This window comes from Streptomyces sp. BV286 (assembly GCF_019090165.1).
Classification (GTDB): Bacteria; Actinomycetota; Actinomycetes; order Streptomycetales; family Streptomycetaceae; genus Streptomyces.
Map to the genome: position 1 here is coordinate 28,359 of NZ_JAHRIB010000038.1, position 21,072 is coordinate 49,430.

A 21,072-nucleotide genomic window follows, 5' to 3' on the forward strand; every position below is an offset into this window, starting at 1 on the left:
ACTTAGGATAAACAGGGTGAACGAGGATCTGCTTCAGGTACCGGACGTATCCGTCGTCGTGATCGTCTACAACGACGCGGCACGGCTCCCCGCGGCCGTCGGCTCCGTGCTGGCGCAGACCCTGCGCAACGTCGAGGTCGTGATCGTGGACGACCGGAGCACGGACGGCTCGTACGAGGTGGCGCGGGAGCTGGCCGCCCGGAACCCCGGACAGGTGCGGGCCTTCCAGCTGGACGAGAACAGCGGGGGCTGCGGCGCGCCCCGCAACCACGGGATCGGCCGGGCCCGGGGGACGTACGTCCTCTTCCTCGACAGCGACGACGTACTGGAGCGCAACGCCTGCCGGAACATGCTGGAGGCGGCCGAGACGACCGGCGCCGACCTCGTCTGCGGCCTGTGCGTGCGGGTCCACGTGGACTCGCGGAGCCGCAAGGAGGTCAAGTGGTACCCCTGGCTCTACACCCGCACCCGCACCCTGGAGTCGATCTCCGAGCTGCCCGACCTGCTGGTCTTCGACACCCTGTCGACGAACAAGTGCTACCGCAGGGAGTTCCTGGTCGAACAGAAGCTCACGTTCCCGGTCGGTATCCACTACGAGGACCTGCTGTTCTCCGCGCAGGCCTACGCCGCCGCTCGCCGGATCACCCTCATCCCGAACCGCGTCTACGACTGGAACGTCACCGACAGGGCCACGACCAAGTCGATCAGCAACCGGCGCGCCGAGATCGCGAACTTCACGCACCGGATGGAGATCCACCGGCGGGTCGACCAGCTCCTCGCCGACAAGGGACTGCCGGAGCTCAAGTTCCACAAGGACGTCAAGTTCCTCAAGCACGACCTGGTGCTGCACCTGCGTGACCTGCCCTTCCGGGACGCCTCCTACCGGGAGGAGTTCGCCGCCGTCGCCCGCGGCTATCTGGAGTCCGTCGACCGTGCCGCGTTCGACGAGGTGGAGCCCATCCACGCCATCTGCGCCTACCTGTTGCAGGAGAGCGACTGGGACAACCTCCTGCCGGCCGTGGACACGCTCACCAACCGCGACAAGATCTCGTCCCCCCTCGTCGAGCGGGACGGCCGCGTCTACTGGTGTGCCGAGCACCTCGACGACGACTTCGCCCGGCACGTGCTCGACGTCACCGACCTCGGCCATCACACGAGGCCGGTCGACAGGATGTTCCTGCGCAACGTCCTGACCCGGTACGAGGAGGCCGCGGGCACGGTCCGGCTGGCCGGGCGCATCACCAACCCTCTCGGCGTCATCGCGCCCGGCGCCCGGCTCACCGGCGAGCTGGAGTTCGGCGCCCGCCGCAGGGGCGTGCGCTTCCAGACCTTCCGCTTTCCCGTGGCCGGACTGCGCCACGAGGGCGAGTTCGTCGCCTGGGAGGCGTCGGCCGGCCTCGCGCGAGGGCTGCGGCCGGTGGGCGTCGTGGACGCCGTGTGGGACGTACGGCTGCACCTCGACGTCGACGGCGTACGCACCACCACCCGCCTCACCGCCTCGGAGCCCGGCCTGGCCGTCGGGGCGTCACCCGTCAGGCCCCGGCTCACCCGGCTGGTCGCCGACCGCATCGCGCCCGAGGTCTCCTCCCGCGGCCACCTCTCCTTCCGGGTCGTCACCCGCGAGAAGGTGGACGCGCTCGTCGGGCGGGGGGTGCGGGGAGCGCCCGGCCGGCTCGCCAAGTCCGGGTACCGGAAGGCCAGGGAGGCGCGCGCGAGGCTCACCTCGGGCGACACCAAGATCCGGCTCTACCACGAGGTGTTCAGCCGCCTCCCCGTGAAGAAGGGCCTGGTCGTCTTCGAGAGCCACCTGGGCCGGCAGTACAGCGACAGCCCGAAGGCCGTCTACGAGGAGATGCGGCGCCAGGGTCTCGACTTCGAGGCGGTGTGGTCGTACGCGGGCAGCCCCGAGGGCTTTCCGCCCGACGCCACCCTCGTACGCCGCTGGTCGCTGCCCTATCTGAAGGCGCTGGCGCGGGCCGAGTTCTGGGTCGACAACCAGAGCTATCCGCTGAAGCTCACCAAGCGCCCGCAGACCACGTACCTCCAGACCTGGCACGGTTCGGCGCTCAAGCGGATGGGCTTCGACGAGCCGGAGTGGAAGCTCAGGCCCCGGCCCGAGCAGGAGGAACAGCAGCGCACCCTCGACCGCTTCGACCGGTTCCTGATCCGCTCCGAGCACGATGTGCGCACCCTCGCCCGGGCGTTCCGCCTGAAGGAGAGAACGCTGCTGCGGGTGGGCTACCCCCGCAACGACGCCCTCGTGCGGGCCAGGGTCAGGGAGCGGGAGACGGGCCGTCGTGAACGGGGCCCGCTCGCCGCCGAGCTGGGGATCCCCGACGACAGGGAGGTTCTGCTGTACGCGCCCACCTTCCGTCGGCAGGGGAGCGGACAGCGGCGTTTCGAGCTGCCCTTCGACGTGGAGCGGTTCGCCGACGAGTTCGGCGACCGGTACGTCCTGCTGGTGCGCTCGCACTACCTCAACCACGTCGTGCTCCCGCCGTCCGTGCGCGGGCGCGTCGTCGACGTGTCGGCCCACCACGACGTGACCCCGCTGCTCGCGCTCGCCGACGGGCTCATCACCGACTACTCGTCCGTGATGTTCGACTACGCGCTCCTCGGCCGGCCGATGTTCTTCTTCGCGTACGACTACGAGGAGTACGTGCACGAGGGCCGCGGCACCTACTTCGACCTGCTCGAACGGGCGCCGGGACCGGTCGTGCGCACCGAGGGGGAACTGCGTACCGCCCTCGCCTCCCTCGACGAGCAGACCGCCAAGTACGCGGAGGCCCGGGAGGGCTTCGTGGCGGAGTTCGGCGAGTACGACAAGGGGACGGCCGCCCGGAGCATCGTCGACCAGTTCTTCTCCCGGTGGAGGCGTGGATGACCCTCGTGAACGCGGATCCGCAGCGGGACGTCTTCTTCGTCTCCAACAGCGTCGACGAGCTCGGCGGAGTGACCAGCTGGTCGCACCAGATGGCCCGGCTCCTCACCGGGCGCGGGCATCGCGTCCACGTCGTCGGCATCACCCCGCCCGGCGTCGCACAGGAACTCGGCGAGGTGCCGTACCCGACGACGACGCTCTACGCCGGACAGCCGCCGCGGGCGGGCCGGGCACGTGAGGCGAGCATCCGTGAGGAGGCCGCGAAGCTGACGGCACTGTTCCGGACGGCGCGGCCCGGCGCGGTCGTGATCGTCACGCAGGTGTGGGCCATGGAGTGGGTCGCCCGGGCCGACACGCACGGGCTGACCGTGATCGGGATGAGCCACGAGTCCTTCGTGTACTCCAGGGCGTCCTCGCGCTTCGAGCGGGTGCGCAGGTACTACGCGGACGTCGACCGCATGCTGGCGCTCACCCGCGAGGACGCCGACCTGTGGATCGGGCAGGGCATGAACAACGCCTCGTACCTGCCGAACCCGCTGCCCTTCATGCCCGAGGTGCCGTCGCCGCGCACCGGGAAGGTGGTCGTCAGCATCGGCCGGCTGCACGACCAGAAGGGCATCGACATGCTCCTCGACACCTGGGCGGAGGTCGCGCCGCGCCACCCGGACTGGCGTCTGCGGATCTACGGCTCCGGCGAGGACGAGGAGATCCTGAAGAAGCAGTGCACGGCTCTGGGCCTGGACGACTGCGTCGACTGGATGGGCCGCACGGGAGACGTCCCGGGCGCGCTGCGCGGCGGCTCCGTCTTCGTCCAGTCCTCCCGGGGCGAGGGCTTCCCCCTCGCGCTGATGGAGGCCATGGCGACCGCCGTGCCCTGTGCCGCCTTCGACTGCGCGCCGGGCGTCCACGAGATCGTCCGGGACGGCGAGGACGGCCTGCTCGCCACCCTCGGCAACACCGGCGAACTGGCCCGCCGCCTCGACACGCTGATGTCCGACAAGGAACTGCGGGACAGGATGGGCGAGGCGGCCCGCGTCAACATCCAGCGCTACACGACGACCGAGATCGTGCGCAGGTGGGAGGACCTGTTCGCGTTCCTGGAACGCTGAGAGCCGCGACGCAGGCGCCGCACCGAAGAGGCGCGGGGAACCGTGCGCCCGGCCCTCACCCGCCCGCAGCCGACGAGCGACCTCCCGGCTCCTACCCCTTCCCCCCGCCTCCCGTGAAGGCCTCGTACTCCTTCAGGACGTCCTCCGTGGGCCCGTCCATCCGCAGCTCCCCCCGCTCCAGCCACAGCACCCGGTCGCACGTGTCCCGGATCGACTTGTTGTTGTGGCTCACGAGGAACACCGTGCCCGCGTGCTTGCGCAGCTCCCGGATCCGGGCCTCGGAGCGCTTCTGGAAGGAGCGGTCCCCGGTGGCGAGGGCCTCGTCGATCATCAGCACGTCATGGTCCTTGGCGGCGGCGATGGAGAACCGGAGCCGGGCGGCCATGCCGGACGAGTACGTCCGCATGGGCAGGGTGATGAAGTCGCCCTTCTCGTTGATGCCGGAGAAGTCGACGATCTCCTGGTACCGCTCCCGCACCTGCTCCCGGGACATTCCCATCGCGAGGCCGCCGAGCAGGACGTTGCGCTCGCCGGTCAGGTCGTTCATCAGTGCCGCGTTGACCCCGAGCAGCGAGGGCTGCCCGTCGGTGAAGATCCGGCCGCGCTCGACGGGCAGCAGCCCGGCGACGGCCTTGAGCAGGGTGGACTTGCCCGACCCGTTCGTGCCGATCAGCCCGATCGCCTCGCCCCGGTACGCGGTGAAGGAGACGGATCGCACGGCGTGCACCTTGCGCACCCCCGCGGCCTGTTCGGTCTTCTTCCCGCGCAGGATGCGGTTGAGCGCGGCGGTGGCGCTGCCGCGTCCCGCCCCGGTGCCGTTGACGCGGTAGACGATGTCGACGCGGTCGGCGACGACGGTGGGAACCCTGTCGGCCCCGCCGGAACCCCTGATCTGGGTGAACACGCTCTGCTCAGCCACGGCCGTACGTCTCCTCAGCCTTCCAGAAGTAGATGAACCCGCCGACGCCGGCGAGCAGTGCCCAGCCGACCGCGAGCGCCCACACGTGGTGGGGCAGCTGGCCCGCGTGGAACGTGTCGATCAGCGCGAACCGCATGAGGTCGATGTAGACGGCGGCCGGGTTGCACTCCAGGGCCAGCAGCACGACGTGCGGCATGTCCTGGTGGCCGCTGAGCACCCGGTCGATGCTCCACATGACGCCCGAGACGTACATCCAGGTCCGCAGCACGAACGGCATCAGCTGGGCGATGTCCGGGGTCTTCGAGCCCAGCCGGGCCATGACCATCGCCACGCCCGCGCTGAACACGAACTGAAGTGCCAGCGTCGGCAGGGCCAGCAGCCAGGAGGCACTGACGGGCACGCCGAAGCAGAGCAGGATCACGATCAGCGCGGCCATCGAGAACAGCAGCTGCTGGAGCTGCTGCAGCGCGTACGACACCGGGAGCGCGGCGCGCGGGAAGTGCAGGGCGCGGACGAGGCCGAGGCTGCCGGAGATCGCCCGGGTGCCCGCCATGATCGAGCTCTGGGTGAACGTCCACACGAAGACGCCCGTGACCAGGAACGGGATGTAGTCCGGCACGCCCCGGCTCGTGCCCATGAGGACGCCGAAGATGAAGTAGTAGACCGCCGCGTTCAGCAGGGGGGTGGCCACCTGCCAGACCTGGCCCAGCTTCGCCTGGCTGTACTGGGCGGTGAGCTTGGCCGTCGCGAACGCGGTGATGAAGTGCCGGTGCGCCCACAGGCTGCGGACGTACGCGGGCAGGGAGGGCCGGGCGCCGCTGATCGTGAGGCCGTACCGGGCGGCGAGTTCCGCGGGGTCGTCGGGCGGGGCCGGCGCCGGGGGAGGTGTGTCGAGGACCTGACTCACATCCGCTGCTTTCGCTCGGGGGCGGGAGGGAGGAGGAAGTGTCTTTACCTGGGGATGGGCTCGACTTTACGTCGGGACGGGACCGTATCGTCGCCACGTGAGCGTAGGCCGGTTTCACGTCGGAACGCAACCGTCTCGTCGTGACGCCCCTATGCTGTTCCGCATGACGAACGCCGACGGAGCAGCCGAGAACCCGCAGCAGCCGCGCCGCAGGGCCCCCGCCGGGGCGGCGGTGCTCCGGGAGGACGTCACGGAGGCCATCAGGACGGCCGTCTTCGAGGAGCTCGCGTCCGTCGGGTACGCGCGGATGTCCATCGAGGGGATCGCGCGCCGCGCGGGCGTCGGCAAGACCGCGGTCTACCGCCGGTGGCGGTCCAAGCTGCACCTGGTGCTCGACCTGGTCTCCGCCGTCGCCGTACAGGGGCTGCCCGCGCCCGACACCGGCACCCTGGAGGGCGACCTGCGGCTGCTGTACGAGGTCACCTCACGCGCCCTGCGTCACCCTGTCGCCTCGCAGGTCATCCCCGATCTCCAGGCCGAGGCCGCCCGCAACCCGGAGATCGCCGAGGCCATGCGGAAGGCGCTGCGGGAGGGCCAGGAGAGCGTCGCGAGCGGCATCGTCGCCGCCGCTCAGGCCCGCGGCGAGGTCCGGACGGGAATCGACGGTGAACTGGCCCTCGACGTGATCTCCGGACCGCTCTACTGGCGTGCGGTGGTGATCCGCGGGCCGAAGCCGCCCAAGGGACATCTGGAGAGTCTGACGCGCGCCACGGTGGCGGCGCTCAAGGCTTTGTAGGCGGGCGCGGACCGGTGCTCCACGTGCGGGCGACGGGGTCGGCGCCCAGCTCCGGGCACCTCTCGGAGGGCGCCCGGCCCCCGTAGCGTCCGGATCGTTGTCATCCACGCCTCACTCTCAGGGCCTTCGGGGGCGCATACTGGAATCACGATGACGAAGCCATCCGCGCCCCGGCGCCACCTGTCCACCAGTCCCTTCAAAGCTCCGGTTGTCCCGGTCGCCAAGCACTTCGCCCTCGGCGACCGTGTGACGCACGACCAGTTCGGCCTGGGCAGGATTGTCGGCGTCGAGGAGGGCATCGCGATGCTCGTCGACTTCGGCTCCCGCCAGGCCCGTATCGTCAGCCCCTACACCCGTATGGACAAGCTCTGACGGGACCCGTCCGAGCACTCTCGCCGCGGCCCAGGACCACGTCCGGCCCGCGGCGAGTGCGTTTCCGGGAGCCTGTGAGCTCCTGACTAGTCCTGCCGCCGGGCCTGCGGATGCAGCCGCACCCAGCCCTCCCAGGCAGACGTGATCATGTCGTCGAGGCCGTACCTCGCCTTCCAGGCGAGCTCCGCGGCGATGCGGTCGGCGCCCGCGACGACCCGGGCGGGGTCACCGGGCCGGCGGGGAGCGACCGTCGGCGCGAGACCGTAGCCGGTGAGTTCGTTGATGCGGTCGACCATCCTTCGGACCGAGACTCCCTCGCCACGGCCGATGTTGAGGGTCAGGTCGGTGCCCGGGGCCGCGGCGAGCCGGCGGGCGGCCGCCACATGAGCCTCCGCCAGGTCGACGACGTGGATGTAGTCGCGCACGCACGTGCCGTCCGGGGTCGCGTAGTCGTCGCCGAAGATCCGCGGGGGCTCGCCCGCCGTGAGCTTCTCGAAGACCATCGGCACGAGGTTGAAGACGCCCACGTCGGCCAGTTCCGGCGCCGCCGCCCCCGCCACGTTGAAGTAGCGCAGGGAGGCCGTCGACAGGCCGTGCGCGCGGCCCGTGGCACGGACCAGCCACTCGCCGGCGAGCTTGGTCTCGCCGTACGGGCTCATCGGCACACAGGGCGTCTCCTCGGTCACGAGGTCGACATCGGGCATGCCGTACACCGCCGCGGAGGACGAGAACACGAAGGACGGCACCGCCGCGGCCGTGACCGCCCGGAGCAGCACCCGCAGCCCTTCGACGTTCTCGCGGTAGTAGTGCAGCGGCAGTTCGACCGACTCGCCCACCTGCTTCTTCGCCGCCAGGTGCACGACACCGGTGACGGCGTGGTCCCCGATCGCCCGGGCCACCCGCTCCCCGTCCAGGGTCGAACCGACGACGAGCGGCACCCCGTCCGGGACGCGCTCGGCGATCCCGGTGGACAGGTCGTCGTACACCACGACCCGTTCGCCCGCCTCGGTCATCGCGCGGACGACGTGCGCCCCGATGTATCCGGCGCCGCCGGTGATCAGCCAGGTCATCTGTGCCCGTCCCCTCGTATGTCCTCGTGATGCGGATGTGGATGCGGATGTGGATATGCATGTGGATGCGGATTGCGGGTCGGTGGTCGCGTGCCGGTTCGTGTACGCGGGCGCGTCCCGGAAGGCGCCCGGCACGCGTGCGCGTGCCGGTGGTCGTATCAGTGAAGCAAACGCCTCAGCCTGCGGCCCAGCACGGCCGCCACGCCCCGCGGGCCCGGCGCGATCCGCAGGGCGAGCGAGCCCGCCCGGGTCGCGTACGGCTGGACGAGCAGCACACCGTACCGGCGGCTCGGCACGACCGACCGGCGCAGCAGCCCCGGGCCCGCGCTCGCGTGCGCGGTGGTCTCACGGACCGTGCCGTCGTGGAAGCGCAGGCGCAGCCGCAGGTCCCAGGTGCCGGAGCCGAGCGCCGCGAGGTCGACCGGCGTCTCGGCCGTCCAGGAACCGGCACCGGAGCCGGGGCCGGGACCGCTCCCCCCGACCTCGTCGGCGAGGTCGGCGGGAGCGGCAGGACCGGTGGCGTCCGGCAGGAACTCCGCGGTGAGGGCGAGCCCGGCCGTCCCGTCCCGCCGGCTCACGAACTCGGCGTCGACGGACGCCGGCCCCGCGTCCGCCATCCGTCCGTACAGCTCGTGCAGACGCAGGCGCAGCCGGGTGCCACGCGCGCGTGGCCGCAGTTCCGCGTCGACCGCCACAGGAAGGAGGTGCACGGGCCGGAACAGCAGGTGTTCCAGCGTGACCCGCGGCAGACCGGCCGACCAGACCGGCGTACCGTCCGCGGCCCGCGCGTACGGCGGCCGCAGCCGGGCCGGGCGGGCCGCGACCTCCTTCACCCGGGTCAGGTCGCACGGCTTCTCGGAGGCCAGGACCACCTGCGCGATCACCCTCCCGGGCGCCGGGGCGAGCGCGAAGTCACCCGCGTCGAACGTCGCGAGGTAGGCACGCGTGAGGGCCCACCACTCACGCCGGTACGCGGGTCCGCGCAGATCCAGCTCGCGCGCGTACATCCGCAGCGCGTGGTCGAGGAACCTCGCTCGCGACGCCCGGGCCAGCCGCTTCTCACCGGCGCCCAGGAGGGTGTCGTACGCCAGGGCGTGCGCGGTGATCCTGGCCCGCCAGTTGTCGACGCCCGACCTGTCCAGCGAGATCGACAACCGCTCGGCGCTGCGGCGCACGTGCCAGACGTACACCCTGTCCGGAATCAGCGCCATGCGCGGACCGGCGGCGAGCACCCGCGCGGTGAAGACGAAGTCCTCGTACGGGAAGCGCCCCTCGGGGAAGCGGATGCCGTGCTCGCGCAGGAAGGCGGTGCGGTACAGCTTGTTGACGCACAGCGTGTCGTGGACGAGACGGGTGCGCCGCGACGGGACGGTCACGAGGGCGGCCCTGGCGTACAGCTCCGGCTGCCACGGGATCTCGCGGCCGGACGGCAGCTCGCGGCGCACGCACAGGCCGGCCGCGACCTCGGCGCCCCGCCCGGCGGCCGCGTCCAGCAGCGCGTCCACCGCGCCGGGCGGCAGCACGTCGTCGCTGTCCAGGAACATCACGTACGGAGCGGTGGCGGCGTCGATGCCGTCGTTGCGCGGGCTGCCGCAGCCGCCGCTGTTGGCCTTGCGGCGGACGACCCTGAGGCGCGGCTCGTCGAGCGCGAGGCGCTCCAGGAGGTCCGCGCTCCCATCGGCCGAGCCGTCGTCCACGGCGATCACCTCGCGGACCGAGGGTCCCTGCGCGAGCGCCGAGCGCACCGCGTCCGTCACGTGGGCGGCGTCGTCGTACCCGATGACGACGACGCACACCTGCGACTGGCGGGAGGGTCCGGCTGGCACGGCTTGCATGGCTTCCATGGGGCGGAATAGTAGGTACTGAGGGTAATTTTCCGTTAAGAGGCGCTTACTGTCTCATGGGGAAGATGGTGGGAATTGCGCGAGGGTTCCGTGCCCTCGGGCCGCATGGCGGCGGGCGGGGCCGCGGCCTTCCACAGGCGGTGGAAGGAGAGCGCGGCGGCCGTCACCAGCAGGCCGTTGCGGACGAGCATCAGCACGGAGCCCGTCCAGGTGCAGGCCACGACGTCGTCGTACAGGACGGGGTACGCGAGGGCGCTGACCGCGGCGGCGGCCGTGATCAGCGCGGCCACCGGACGCTGTGTGGTGTGCCGGGAGGTCAGGCACACGGCGGCCAGGCCGATCAGCCACACCATGTACTGAGGGCTGATCACCCGGCTCGTCACGGTGAACAGGAGCACGGCGCTGAGCGCGGCGTCGTACGGGGTCGCCGGCGTCCAGCGCCGCGCGCGCAGCCGCCACAGCAGCAGGGCGCCGAAGGCGACGACGGTGAGCGCGAGCGAGGCCGCGGCGATCGAGGTGACGTACGGTCCGGTGAACTCCATCGCGCCGTACCGGTAGCCCACGCGGCCGGGCCAGCCCGCGTGGCGCGCGAAGGACAGGACCGTGCCGCCGAGCGACTCGATCTGCACGCCCCGGCCGCCCTGCTGGCGCAGGAAGTCGAAGGGGTCGCGGAAGAGGGCGGTGAGAGCGAGCAGCAGCGCGCCCGCGGTCACCGCGGCCGACGTCCAGGCCTCCTTCGTCGTACGCCCCCTGGGGGTGCCGATCAGGGCCAGCGCGGGCCACACCTTCACCAGGGCGCCCAGCGCGGCGAACACCCCGCACGCGCGCGTGGAGCGCGACAGCGCCAGCAGGGAGATGACCGCGAGGGCGGTGACCTGTACGTCGTAGCGGGCGAGGGGGATGTGCAGCAGGAGCGGCAGGGCCGCCGTCCACAGCGCCGCGCCGCGCAGGCTGCGGCCCGTGCGGGTCCCCGCGCGCGTGAGGGCGACGGTGATGAGGAGGTCGGTGGCCAGGGTGAGGACCACGAACGCCTGGAAGTACGTCAGCCCCGGCAGCAGCCCCGGGGACAGCAGGACGGGGCCGGCGCCCGGCGGGTACTGCCACAGCCGGTCGCCCGTCGGGAACGTGCCCTCGACGAGGACGCCGTACCAGCGGGCGTACAGGTCGTGCGCCTCGCGCGCGACGCCGCCGACGCCGAGAGGGGCTCGGCCGTCCTGGAGGAGCAGCCACAGCATCAGGACGCGGGTGGCCGTCCAGGCGGCGGCGAGGGGGAGGAGGCGGGGCATCGTCCGGGAGGCGGTCCGGAGCTTCATCCAGGGCTTCATCGAGGGGATCGTAAGCCGCGCTGGTGCCTATAGCGTCTGATGACGAGTCAATCACCAACAAAGGTTTGCTAATAGCACAAAATCGGGTGCATGGCCGTCAAGTGTCCGCAGGTCGCCGTTCCAGCCTCCGCCTCTGCGCCCGCCTCCTCCGTGCCCTCCGGTCCGTCCGCTCCCTTCGCGGTCGCCTCCGCCTCCGTCGTCGCCGTGCTCGCGCCCGTCCTCGTCATGTTCGGGATCGGTCTGTGGGGGATCGACCGCGGGGGGATGTGGCGCGACGAGGCGGTCACCTTCCAGGTGGCGCGGCGTTCGCTGCCGCAGATCTGGCATCTGCTGCACTCCGTGGACGCGGTGCACGGCCTCTACTACCTGCTCATGCACCCGGTGCTCGCCGTCCACGCCGACGAAGTCGCCCTGCGCCTCCCGTCGCTCTGCGCGGCCGCCGTGACGGCGGGCCTCGTCGCGGCCCTCGGGACATGGCTCGCGCGCCCGAGGGTCGGGCTGTGGGCGGGTCTGCTGTACGCGGTGACACCCATGGCCGGGCACTTCGCGCAGGAGGGCCGGTCGTACGCCCTGGTCGCCGCCGGCGCCGCGGGGTCGACCCTGCTGCTCGTGCGGGCGGTGCACGCCGCGAGCAGCGGCGAGCCACGCGCGCGCGTGCCCGCCCGGCGCGTGTCCGCCTGGTGCGCGTACGGAGGGGCCGTCGCCGTCACGGTCCTGCTCCACGAACTGGCCGTCCTGATCCTGCTCGCGCACGCCGCCACGCTGGCCCTCGCGCGGATGCCCCGCCGGGTGTGGCGGGGCTGGGCACGCGCCGCCGGGGCCGTGCTCCTCGTGCTGCTCCCGCTCGCGCTGGTCTCCAGCGGCCAGGCGGGTCAGGTGGCCTGGCTCAGACCGCCCGGCGGCGACACGGTCGAGAGCCTGCTGCGTTCCTTCACCGGTCCGACCCAGCCGGTCCTCGGCCCGTACCTGCTGCTGATCGCCCTCGCCCTGCGCGCCCCGCTCACCCGCCGCGGCGAACTCTCCCTCCCCGCGGTCGCCCTCCCGCTGCTGCTCCTCCCGCCCGCGACCCTCCTCGCGGTGTCGCGCCACTGGCCGCTCTACGACGACCGGTACGTGCTGTACGCGCTCGCGGGAGCGCCGCTTCTGGCGGCGGCGGGAGCGGACCGCCTGCTCGGCACGGCTGCCCGCCTGCGCCTCCCGGCACGGCACCCGCGGGCCCCGGCCGACGCCGGAGGTGCCACCCCGGTCCCCGCACGGGACGACCGCACGGCCCCCGCACGGAACGCCGCCCCGGCCCTCCCGCGGGCCTTCCGGGCGCGGTACGGCGCCGCGCTCCTCGGTGTGGTGGCCGTCGGTCTCGCCTTCGTGTCGCAGGTTTCCGTCCTGCGCGCGGACCGGGACCCCGCCCGTCGCCCCGACAACCTCGCCGCCGTCTCCGCCGCGGCCGCCGAGCGGATGAGCCCCGGCGATCCCGTGCTCTTCCTCCCGGCGATCGGCAGGCGCGCGGCGGTGGCGTACCCGCAGGGCTTCCGGAGCGCGCGGGACGTCGCGCTGCGGGAGCCCGGGCCCGTCTCCGGAACCCTCTACGGGCGCGAGACCGGCCCCGGCGAACTGCGCCGCAGACTCGACGGGCTCGACCGCCTCTGGGTGGTCGCCGAGCCGTACGCCCTGAGACCGTCCTGGCATCCGGCGGAGCCGACCGAGCAGGTCAAACTCGCCGTGGTGGGCGAGGAGTTCGTGCCGCGCGCGGAGTTCGTGCGCAAGGGATCGGTCCTGCGGCTGTACGTGCGCCGGCCCCCGGCCACGTGAGACGCGCGGGCGAGGTCACGGCCCCCCGGCGACGTGATCACCCGCAGCCCGGCGTCTCCGCCAGGTCCGCCGAGTCCAGCGCGCCCGTGAGCTTGTCGAGGCGGGTCCGCAGTTCGAGGATCTCGGCCAGGTCGAAGCCGGTCGCGGCGGCGATCCGGCGCGGCACGCGCAGCGCCTGCTCGCGCAGGGCCGCGCCCTCGTCCGTGAGGCCGACCACCACGGACCGCTCGTCCCGGGCGCTGCGCTCACGCCGTACGAGACCGGCCGCCTCCAGGCGCTTCAGCAGGGGCGACAGCGTCCCGGAGTCGAGCCGCAGGTGCTCGCCCACCTGCTTCACGGGCAGCTCGCCGTGCTCCCACAGCACGAGCATGACCAGGTACTGGGGGTAGGTGAGCCCCAGGTCCTTGAGGACGACGCGGTACACACCGCCGAAGGCGCGCGAGGCGGCGTTCAGGGAGAAGCAGATCTGCTGGTCGAGGCGGAGGAAGTCCTCGTCGCGGACGGAGCCGCTCGGGGCGGGTCCGGAGGATGCGGTCGCCGGGCCGCAGACGGCGGGGTCGGATGCGGGCGTCGTGGTCATGCCTCCAGAGTACCTCCGGTGCGTCATTTAGTTGTGCACAATTTAATTGTGTGCTCTACTTGAGGTCGTGCGGAGGGCCGGACCAAGGCCCGCCGACACGACTTCGACCTTGAGAGGGATGGTTTCCATGGACGCGCTCTACACCGCAGTCGCCACCGCCACCCACGGCCGCGAGGGCCGGGCCTACAGCTCCGACGGGCGGCTCGACCTGCAGCTGGGCATACCGGCGGAGATGGGCGGCAACGGTCAGGGCACGAACCCCGAGCAGCTGTTCGCCGCCGGTTACTCCGCCTGTTTCGCCAGTGCGCTCGGCCTGGTGGGGCGTGCGGCGAAGGTCGACGTCAGCGAGGCCGCGGTGACCGCCGAGGTCGGCATCGGCAAGCAGGGAGAGGGCTTCGCCCTCGCCGTCACGCTGCGGGTGGAGCTGCCCGAGTCGGTGGACGCCGAGACCGGCCGCAAGCTGGTCGACCAGGCCCACCAGGTGTGCCCCTACTCCAACGCGACCCGCGGCAACATCCCGGTCGAGATCGTCGTCGAGTAGTTCCTCCCGCCCTCGGACGCCGGACGGGCCGGAAGGTGTCGGCCCGTCCGCGGAAGCTCAGCCTCCGCGCCGCCTGAGGAGCGGGGCTTCGAGGGCTGCGCCCCCGGTGGGGGCGGGAAGGGCGAGAGCGGGGGCCCTCTCCGGCGTCCGCCCGCCGACGTGCTCCGCCAGGAGCAGCGGCAGCCCCACCACCGGCACCAGCCACACCATCACCATCAGCCGGTCGATGGCGATGTCGGGATGCGCGGCGATGCTCAGCACCCCGGTCCCCGCGGCGCCGAGAAGCAGCACCCCGAAGGCGGGCCGCTGCCGAAGCGCACCCCACCCGCCGGCCGCGACCAGGACCAGGAACAGCGGTTCGGCCAGCTCCCGCCGCAGCCACTCCGTCCAGAAGTTGACCTCCAGATGGAGGAACTCCCGCCAGGGGCGCTCCCGGTCGGGCCGGAGGAAGTGATCGGTCAGGAGGTCCTGGAGACTGTCCGACTCCGACGGATAGCGCAGCAGCCGGGCGAGCAGGACCGTCCCCACGGCCGCCCCCAGAGTCACCTTCAGCAGCGTCCGCACGGCGTCCCCCGCCGGCCGCCCCGCCCTCCTGCGGTGGAGGCCGACCAGGCAGAGCGCCCCGGCGAGACACACCGACAGGAACAGCGCCTGCGAGTGCTTCACCGTGAAGAGCAGCGCCAGCGACACCGCCACCGGAGCCCCGCCGGACCGCCCGCGCAGCACCAGCGCGCACCCCCACAGCACCGCCAGGGTCAGCGCCATCATGGTGCCCTCGGCCATGGGCCGCATCGCGGTCGCACCCGTCGGCAGCACGTAGTACAGCGCCTGCCCGGTCAGCGCGGCACCCACCGGAGCGCCCAGCGCCCGCAGGACGAGGAACACCAGCACGCCCCCGGCCGCCGCGACGCACACCCCCGCCGCCCACAGCCCCCACGTCACCCCGAGCAGGGTCACGAACGGCACGAGCAGCAGCGGATACCCGGGCCGCACCTCGAAGATCCGCATGAACCGCTCGCTCATGAACGGCGCGGTCCAGCCGGACGTCTGCCCCGCGTCGAGCCGCCGCCCCACCTTCCACTCGTAGTAGCCCCGGCACTGCGCCCGCACCTTCGGCCCCGGATCGGGAGCACGGAAGCGCCGGACGTCCACACTGTGGTTCCGGGAGGCCGTCTCGCCCCGGCTCGCGCACAGGTACGCGATGCTCCGCCCCGCTGCCTCCGCCTTGTCCGCGCCGCCCAGACTCAGCGCGTACGACAGGTAGTTGCGGCTGTCGGGCGAGTCCCGACCGGTGACGTTGGCGAGCTGGAGGCAGCCGAACAGCGCGGCGAGGAACAGCACCCACGCGGCGGGGCGAGCCCTCATGACCGGGTCAGGGCGTCGCTCGGGGCGCCGGGCGCGGGAACCACGGGCAGCGCCATGTCCTCGCCCAGCATCAGCGTCCGCACGACCCGCTCCGCGGCCCGCCCGTCGTCGTAGCCGCCGAACCGCGCACGGAAGCCGGCCCGCAGCCGCGCCGACTCCTCGTCCCGCCACGCGCCCGACGCGAACAGCCGCGCCAGCTCGTCCTCGTCACGGGTGACATGGCCCGGCGGCCGCTCGGTGACGTCGAAGTACGTGCCACGCCCGGCGAGATACGTGTCCAGGTCGTAGGTGTGCAGGACGATCGGCCGGTCGAGGTGCGCGTAGTCGAACATCAGCGACGAGTAGTCGGTGATCAGCGCGTCGGAGGCCAAGAGCAGATCCTCCACCCGCGGTTCGTCCGTGACGTCCAGCACCAGACCGCGCGCGGTCAGGTCCCGCAGCCCGAGGCCGCGTTCGTGGTGCTGGGCCAGCGACGGATGCAGCCGGACGGCCAGGACGTGGTCGCCGGGCAGTCCGGCCACCAGCCGCTCCAGGTCGCAGGTGGGCGCGTAACCGCCCTGCCGGTGGTCGCGGTTGGTCGGCGCGTACAGGATCAGCGTGCTGTCGTCCGGGACGCCCAGCCGCCCGCGTACGGACTCCCGCCTGCCCGGCTCCGGCACGACCAGGCAGTCGTTACGCGGGCTGCCCGAGGGCAGGGACGTGAAGCCGCAGGGGTAGGCGCGGTCCCAGACCTGCTCCGAGTGCGCGTCGGCGGCCAGGCTGTAGTCCCAGCGGTCGGCGCGCAGCAGCATCTTCGGGACACTGAAACCGCGCCGCGCGCCGGGGTACTTCAGCAGATCCGCGCCCATCGACTTCAGCGGGGTGCCCTGGTGGGTCTGGATGTGGACGGCGCCCTCGCGCTTCACCAGATCGTTCGCCCAGTTGACGTTGTTGACCAGGTACGTGGCGCGCGCCGTCACCCTGCGGTACGCCCGGCTGCCCGGCAGGACGTGCTCGACATCCGGCGGCAGCGTGTCCGCGTACTCCTTCCCGACCACCCACACGCCCCGGATGTGCGGGGCGATCTCCCGGGCCTTGCGGTGGATCGCCGCCGGGTCGCCGAGGACACCCCGGTGCGAGAAGGCCGAGTACACCGCCAGGTTCGGGTCGAGCCCGCGCCGCAGGACCAGCCGCCGGTGCAGCGCGAGCAGCACCCTGCGCAGCCGTCGGCGCCACACCCGGTGACGCCTGCGCAGCCCGGCACGCTTCACGGCGGCGACGCGGTGCAGCGCGTAGAGGGCGTACGGGGCCCGGGCGAGCAGCGTGAAGGACGTCCGCGGGATGTGCGCGCCGAGCCGGTGGCCGCGCGGACGGTACGCCCGCAGGTCCCGGGCCGCCCGCCGGTGGAACTCGGGCCGGGACGCCGGCGGTACGCGGTCCTGCTGGCGGAGGATGAACAGGTAGTGGTCCGCCATGTGGTCGTAGAGGAAACCGCGCCACCGCTCCAGCTCCGGCCGCTCCTCGACGAACCGGAACAGCCGCTCGTACTGGGCGAACACCTCGAAGTGCTCCCGGCTGGGCGTGCGCATCGCGTTGCCCTGGCGGCGCTGCCGGTAGTACACGCAGACCCGGTCGACGAGCGTGATCGTGCGGGCCGTCCACAGCGTCTGGTAGACGATCACCGCGTCCTCGTAGAAGCCGGTGGGGAAGGCGAAGCCGCCCTCGCGGAAGAAGTCGAGGCGATACGCCTTGTTCCAGACGACCGTGAACAGGTCCAGCAGGTCGGGGCGTTCGGCAACGGTGAACACCTCCGGTCCCGGCGCCTCGAACACCGCCGCGTCCCGGTTGCGCTTCACCGGGCCGTACCAGTGCGTGCGCGCGTAGTCGAACAGGACGATGTCCGGCCGGGAGGTCGCGTCGATGCGCTCGGCGATCGCCCGCAGCGTGCCCGGCGTGTAGCTGTCGTCGCTGTCGAGGAACAGCAGGTACTCGCCCCGGGCCAGCTTCGCGCCGTGGTTGCGGGCCGGGCCGATACCGCCGTTGACGGGGAGATGGACCGGCACGACCCGCTCGTCGCGGGCCGCGAACTCGTCGATGATCGCCGGACTCCCGTCCGGGGAGCGGTCGTCGACGACGATCAGCTCGAAGTCGCCGTACGACTGGCCGAGGACCGACTCCAGACAGGTGCGCAGGTAGCCCTGCACGTTGTGGACGGGCACGACGATGCTGAAGCGGGGCATGGCACTTCCAGGTCCGGGAACTTGCTGGGCTGTGGCTGTCGGAGGACGTGACGGCATCAGTGCGCCGGCGTGCGGGGGCGCGACACGGCCGCGGCCGGCACGGGCAGGCGTTCCCGCAGCGGGATCAGCGGCGGCAGCTCCTCCTCGGGCTGCCCGAGCAGCACCCGCCGTACGACCCGTTCGGCGGCCCGCCCGTCGTCGAACGCGCAGAACCGCTCACGGAAGCGGGCCCGCAGCCCGGCGGACCGCTCGTCCGCCCACGCGCCCGACGTGAGGACCCGGAGCAACTCGTCCTGGGTACGGGCGACATGGCCCGGAGGCTCGGCGAGCAGGTCGAAGTAGACGCCCCGGGTGTCCCGGTAGACGTCCCAGTCGTCGGCGTACGTGACGATCGGCCGGTCGAGGTTGGCGTAGTCGAACATGATGGACGAGTAGTCCGTGATCAGCGCGTCCGAGGCCAGACAGACGTCCTCGGTCTCCCGCAGGGACGTCACGTCGATCAACCGCCCGTCCGCCACGGCCTGTCGCAGATCGGCGTTGCCGTCGAGGAAGTAGTGCGCCCGCAACAGCACCACGAACTCCTCCCCGAGCTCCGCGCAGAACCGCGCCAGGTCGAACTGCGCGGAGACGTCCCGCGGATAGTCCCGGTAGGTCGGCGCGTACAGCAGCGCCACCCGGTCCGCGGGGACGCCGAGCCGCTCGCGGATCGCGGCGACCTCACCGGGTTCCGCCGTGTGGAAGCGGTCGTTGCGCGGATAGCCGTACTCCAGGTGCGAGAAGGCGCTGGGGTAGGCACCCGACCAGACCTCCGTGGAGTGCGCGTTGGAGGACAGGGAGAGGTCCCAGCGGTCCACGCGCTGCATCAGCCGGCCGAAGCTCCCCGTGGCCGCCGCGACGGCCCGGTACTCGATCTGGTCGACGCCCATCCGCTTCAGCGGCGTCCCGTGATGCGTCTGGACGTGCACGGTGCCGGGCCGCTTGCGCACGGCCGTCTCGAAGTTGACGTTGTTGAACGTGTACTTCGCCCGGGCCATCACCTGCCAGTACCGCCTGCTGCCGATCACCACGCTCTCCACGTCCGCGGGCATGTGCGGCAGTTCCTTCTCCTTCACCAGGAACACCGACCGGATGTGCGGGGCGAGTTCACGTGCCGTGCGGTGAACGGCCGCCGGGTTGCAGGCGTAGCCGCGGCCCCAGTAGGCGGCGAAGACGGCGAGGTTCTCGTCCAGCGGTCTGCGCAAATGCCACGCGTAGGTGAGGGCCCGGCGCCACCGCACCGTGGTGCGGGCTGCGTACGCGCGCGCCCGCGCCGTCCGTCCGCCGAGAGCCACGAGCGTGCGGAACGCCGTGGACGCGCCGAACCGGAGCAGCCGGTTCCGCACGCCCGGGGTGCGCAGGCCCGCCGGGCGGTGGCGCCGGTGGAGCCTGCCCGCACGGCGGAGGAAGGCCCGGTCGCGAGGGCTGCCGGCCGCGCGGTCGAGGACCTCGGCGAAGAGCTGCCCGAAGAGGGCGCGCAGCCGGTCCTCGGGGAGTCCCCGCGCGGCGGCCCGGTCCAGGACCAGCTCGACCTGGTCGAGGAGCTCCGCCTGCTCGCGGGTCGGCGTACCGCCGCTCCGCCTGCGCTCGGTACGCCGTACGCAGACCGTGTCCAGCACCTCGGTCCGCCCGGACGCGAGGGCCACCAGCCCGGCCCAGCCGAGGTCCGTGCCCCGTCCCTCGGGGAAGGCGAGCCCGTGCTCGCGGAGGAAGGCGCGGCGGTAGGCCGTGGCCCAGACCGGCAGCCGTACGTCGGTGGGGTCCGCGTCCTCGAACAGCTCCGGCTCGGCCTCGCCCTCCCACCACGGGACGCGTTCGTGGCCGAGGCGCAGTACGTCGGTCTCGCCCCCGGCCTCGCGGGCCTCCCGCAGCCGCGCGTCCGCCGCGGCGAGCGCCCCCGGCGTCAGCGCGTCCCCCGCCTCCAGGAACAGCAGGTACGTTCCCGTGGCCGCCCCCAGCCCCGCGTCGCGTGAACCGGTGACCAGGACGACCCGGGGGTCCCGCCCGGCGTACTCGGCGGCGACCGTGCCCGCCGGGGAACCGGGGGCCTCGCAGGCCGCGATCAGCTCGAAATCGGTGAAGGACTGGGCGAGAACCGCGTCGAGAGCCGTGGGGAGCCGCCCCGCGATGTCCTGGACGGTGACGATGATGCTGAAGCGGGGCATGTGGTGTGGTGCTCTTTCTGTCTGTGCTGGGTGGTGCCGCCGTCCCGGCGGGGCGACCGGCCCCGCCGGGACGACAGCACGTGCGGCTGGGAGCGGACTGGTCGCGCACGCGGCGAACCTGCGTGTGCCGAAGCCCCGCGTCCCCGGAGGAACGCTCCTGCCGCCGGTGGCGTCAGTCCTTGCGGCGGCGCCTCACCAGCGCCCTCGTGACGATCGGCGGGAGCAGGTCCTTGGCGAGCTTGCGGCCACGGCGGGGGCGGGCGGCGGGACGGGCGGGAGCGGGCCGGGACGACGCCGCACGCTGGACCGGCCCGGCAGGCCCGGCAGGCCGGGCGGACGCGGCGGACGCGGGCGGTTCCTCGGCCGCGTACCGGGAGACCGGATGCTTCGGCTCGGTCGCCTTCCTGCCGTCGATGCGGATCATTCCGTGCCCCGCGACCTGCTGCACCTCGTGCCACATGTCGTCACGGGCCGCCAGCCACTCCAGCAGCGCGTCGCGCAGCGGCTCCGGATCGCCCCAGGTGCCGTAGAACTTCGTGCCGGTCACGCATATGGGGTGCAGGCCGAGCGTGGCCACCGCCCCCCAGGTGGCGCAGGCGACACCCGGGCAGTGCTCGGCGCGGTAGTCGTCGAGGACGACCACGCCGTCGGGCAGGAGGATGTCCCGCACGGCCTCGATGTCCCCGTGCACGTGCTCGTACAGGTGCGAGGCGTCGATGTGCGCGAAACGGCAGCTGTCGTCCGCGACCCGGTCGGCGACCACCGACGTCGGAGCCTGGACGACCTCGGGCAGCCTCTCGTGGAACGCCGAGAAGTTGGCCTCGAAGGCACGCCGGGTGAGCGTCGAGTACGACTTGTTCATCTCCTTCAGATTGGCCGCGTCCTGCGCTTCCGAGTCGAAGAGGTCGCACACCGTGAAGGCGTCCTCGTCACGCCGGTACGAGGCCATGAAGATCGCGCTCTTGCCCATGTACGCGCCGAGTTCGAGCAGGTCGCCCCGCTGCGCGCGGTCCAGCTGCCCGGAGAGGAACCAGTCGAACAACTGCTGGTCGACGGCACGGAACCAGCCCTTGACCTCCGACAGGGCCTTGGGACGGGGCAGTTCGGTGGTGCTGGAAGTCATGAGTACTCCGT

16 protein-coding genes are annotated in these 21,072 nt (G+C 72.4%); 6 read left to right on the forward strand and 10 right to left on the reverse strand.

Annotated features, from left to right (window positions below; all coding sequences use genetic code 11):
* Positions 1-16 precede the first annotated feature (16 nt).
* The gene (locus tag KUF83_RS05460; RefSeq protein WP_217453402.1) at positions 17-2,884 is read left to right on the forward strand and encodes a bifunctional glycosyltransferase family 2 protein/CDP-glycerol:glycerophosphate glycerophosphotransferase; all 2,868 of its coding nucleotides are present in this window, start codon (positions 17-19) and stop codon (positions 2,882-2,884) included.
* Positions 2,881-3,990 carry a glycosyltransferase gene (locus KUF83_RS05465; protein WP_217453403.1) on the forward strand — a complete coding sequence of 370 codons (1,110 nt, stop codon included), beginning with the start codon at positions 2,881-2,883 and terminating at the stop codon, positions 3,988-3,990. Before KUF83_RS05460 ends, KUF83_RS05465 begins: the two co-directional genes overlap by 4 nt.
* Before the next feature lie 91 nt (positions 3,991-4,081).
* Here the strand turns inward: KUF83_RS05465 and KUF83_RS05470 are convergent, their stop codons facing one another.
* A complete protein-coding gene (locus tag KUF83_RS05470; RefSeq protein WP_217453404.1) occupies positions 4,082-4,909 on the reverse strand; it encodes an ABC transporter ATP-binding protein in 828 nt (275 codons plus the stop codon).
* Positions 4,902-5,816, reverse strand: coding sequence for an ABC transporter permease (locus KUF83_RS05475; protein ID WP_217453405.1), 915 nt, complete (start codon positions 5,814-5,816; stop codon positions 4,902-4,904). Before KUF83_RS05475 ends, KUF83_RS05470 begins: the two co-directional genes overlap by 8 nt.
* A 151-nt stretch (positions 5,817-5,967) precedes the next feature.
* Between KUF83_RS05475 and KUF83_RS05480 the strand changes: the two genes are divergently transcribed.
* Both KUF83_RS05480 and KUF83_RS05485 read left to right on the forward strand, forming a co-directional pair.
* Positions 5,968-6,612 carry a TetR/AcrR family transcriptional regulator gene (locus KUF83_RS05480; protein ID WP_217453406.1) on the forward strand — a complete coding sequence of 215 codons (645 nt, stop codon included), beginning with the start codon at positions 5,968-5,970 and terminating at the stop codon, positions 6,610-6,612.
* Positions 6,613-6,762: 150 nt separating this feature from the next.
* Complete coding sequence (locus KUF83_RS05485; RefSeq protein WP_055517933.1) at positions 6,763-6,984, forward strand: hypothetical protein; 222 nt, start codon at positions 6,763-6,765, stop codon at positions 6,982-6,984.
* Between the two features lie 86 nt (positions 6,985-7,070).
* Here KUF83_RS05485 and galE read toward each other — a convergent pair whose 3' ends face one another.
* From galE to KUF83_RS05500, 3 genes are all read right to left on the reverse strand, one after another.
* On the reverse strand, positions 7,071-8,054 hold the full coding sequence (galE, locus tag KUF83_RS05490; RefSeq protein WP_217453407.1) for a UDP-glucose 4-epimerase GalE: 984 nt from the start codon (positions 8,052-8,054) through the stop codon (positions 7,071-7,073).
* Between the two features lie 158 nt (positions 8,055-8,212).
* Positions 8,213-9,889, reverse strand: a complete 1,677-nt coding sequence (locus KUF83_RS05495) for a glycosyltransferase family A protein (RefSeq protein ID WP_217453417.1) — start codon at positions 9,887-9,889, stop codon at positions 8,213-8,215.
* Between the two features lie 44 nt (positions 9,890-9,933).
* Positions 9,934-11,223 (reverse strand): glycosyltransferase family 87 protein, encoded by a 1,290-nt coding sequence (locus KUF83_RS05500; protein ID WP_254643413.1) that lies wholly within the window; start codon positions 11,221-11,223, stop codon positions 9,934-9,936.
* Between the two features lie 90 nt (positions 11,224-11,313).
* On the opposite strand from KUF83_RS05500, the gene KUF83_RS05505 reads away from it, so the two are divergent.
* Positions 11,314-13,032 (forward strand): glycosyltransferase family 39 protein, encoded by a 1,719-nt coding sequence (locus tag KUF83_RS05505; protein WP_254643414.1) that lies wholly within the window; start codon positions 11,314-11,316, stop codon positions 13,030-13,032.
* A 37-nt stretch (positions 13,033-13,069) separates the two neighbouring features.
* Here the strand turns inward: KUF83_RS05505 and KUF83_RS05510 are convergent, their stop codons facing one another.
* Positions 13,070-13,612 carry a MarR family winged helix-turn-helix transcriptional regulator gene (locus tag KUF83_RS05510; protein WP_254643415.1) on the reverse strand — a complete coding sequence of 181 codons (543 nt, stop codon included), beginning with the start codon at positions 13,610-13,612 and terminating at the stop codon, positions 13,070-13,072.
* A gap of 127 nt (positions 13,613-13,739) precedes the next feature.
* Between KUF83_RS05510 and KUF83_RS05515 the strand changes: the two genes are divergently transcribed.
* Complete coding sequence (locus KUF83_RS05515; RefSeq protein WP_217453419.1) at positions 13,740-14,153, forward strand: organic hydroperoxide resistance protein; 414 nt, start codon at positions 13,740-13,742, stop codon at positions 14,151-14,153.
* A 57-nt stretch (positions 14,154-14,210) separates the two neighbouring features.
* Here KUF83_RS05515 and KUF83_RS05520 read toward each other — a convergent pair whose 3' ends face one another.
* From KUF83_RS05520 to KUF83_RS05535, 4 genes are all read right to left on the reverse strand, one after another.
* Positions 14,211-15,518 (reverse strand): hypothetical protein, encoded by a 1,308-nt coding sequence (locus KUF83_RS05520; RefSeq protein ID WP_254643416.1) that lies wholly within the window; start codon positions 15,516-15,518, stop codon positions 14,211-14,213.
* Positions 15,515-17,737, reverse strand: a complete 2,223-nt coding sequence (locus tag KUF83_RS05525) for a bifunctional glycosyltransferase family 2 protein/CDP-glycerol:glycerophosphate glycerophosphotransferase (RefSeq protein ID WP_217453409.1) — start codon at positions 17,735-17,737, stop codon at positions 15,515-15,517. The genes KUF83_RS05520 and KUF83_RS05525 overlap by 4 nt, the downstream gene beginning before the upstream one ends.
* A gap of 56 nt (positions 17,738-17,793) precedes the next feature.
* Entirely contained in the window at positions 17,794-19,938 is a 2,145-nt protein-coding gene (locus KUF83_RS05530; RefSeq protein WP_217453410.1) for a bifunctional glycosyltransferase/CDP-glycerol:glycerophosphate glycerophosphotransferase, read from the reverse strand.
* Positions 19,939-20,110: 172 nt separating this feature from the next.
* Positions 20,111-21,061, reverse strand: coding sequence for a class I SAM-dependent methyltransferase (locus KUF83_RS05535; RefSeq protein WP_217453411.1), 951 nt, complete (start codon positions 21,059-21,061; stop codon positions 20,111-20,113).
* Between the last annotated feature and the right edge of the window lie 11 nt (positions 21,062-21,072).